We start from the raw sequence: 1,301 nt of genomic DNA, 5'->3' as shown, positions 1-1,301 counted from the left end.
AACAAAAACATAAACTTTTAAATTTAGACGATGCCGAAGAAGGTAATTTAATTCAAACGAGCGATGAAGAAAAAACGACTGAAGAAGAACACAAGCTGTGGATGCTGCAGACGCGGGTCGGCAAGCGCACACCGGCCGCCGCGTTCGTCATCGCCGCCCAGCTGGTCGACGAGGGCGCCATCACCCTGGACGAGGCGCTGCTGCGGGTCAGCGGCGAGCAGCTCGCCCAGCTGATGTTCCCGGCCTTCGACGTCACCGCCGCTCCGGCCGCGCTGACCACGGCCGTGCCGGCGTCACCCGGCGCCGCCGTCGGGGCGATCGTGTTCGATTCGGCGCAGGCGATGGCCGCGACGGAGCCGGTCATCCTGGTCCGGCGCGAGACGAACCCGGACGACCTGCCCGGCATGATCGCCGCGCAGGGCATCCTCACCAGCCGAGGCGGCAAGACCTCGCACGCGGCGGTGGTGGCCCGGGGCATGGGCAAGACCTGCGTGTGCGGCGCCGAGGAGCTGGCGGTCGACGCCGAGGCGGGCACGGTCACCGTACACGGCACGGTGCTGCGCGCCGGCGACGTGATCTCGATCGACGGGATGTCCGGCAAGGTGTACCCGGGCGCCGTCCCGGTGCGGCCCTCGCCGGTGGTCCGCTACTTCGAGGGCGAGATCACCGCGCACGGCGACGCGTTGCTGTCGGCGGTGGAGCGGCTGATGACACATGCCGACCACGTCCGCGCCCTCGGCGTGCACGCCAACGCGGACACCGGTCCGGACGCCGCCCGCGCCCGCCGGTTCGGCGCCACCGGCGTCGGCCTGTGCCGCACCGAGCACATGTTCCTCGGCGCCCGTCGCGCGCTGGTTGAGCGCCTCATCCTGGCCACCGACGACACCGAGCGCGACGCCGCCCTCGCGGCTCTGCTCCCGCTGCAGCGGGAGGACTTCACCGACCTGTTCGCGGCGATGGACGGCCTGCCGGTGACCGTCCGGCTGATCGATCCCCCGCTGCACGAGTTCCTGCCCTCGCTGGAGGACCTCTCCGCCCGGGTGGCCCGCGCCGAGGCGCTGGGCGACGACCCCGGCCGCGACGCGGTGCTGCTGGCCGCGGTGCGCCGCATGCACGAGTCCAACCCGATGCTGGGGTTGCGCGGGGTCCGGCTCGGCCTGGTCGTTCCGGGCCTGTTCGCGATGCAGGTGCGAGCCGTCGCGGAGGCCGCGGCGCAGCGCGTCGCCGCCGGCGGTTTAACAAGTTAAAAATGTATGCAAAAGTTAAAAAGAATTTAATCGGTTTTATGCGTTCAACTGAAG

The 1,301-nt window shown here is 69.3% G+C and carries 1 pseudogene; it reads left to right on the top strand.

What is annotated here, in order from left to right:
• Positions 1-92: 92 nt before the first annotated feature.
• A pseudogene (locus tag AB0M20_RS44110) lies at positions 93-1,211 on the top strand (putative PEP-binding protein); the annotation flags it as partial.
• Positions 1,212-1,301 lie beyond the last annotated feature (90 nt).

The organism is Actinoplanes sp. NPDC051633 (assembly GCF_040681735.1).
GTDB lineage: Bacteria > Actinomycetota > Actinomycetes > Mycobacteriales > Micromonosporaceae > Actinoplanes.
Note: the sequence above shows the minus strand (reverse complement) of the source record. Positions and strands in the feature narration are given on the sequence as shown.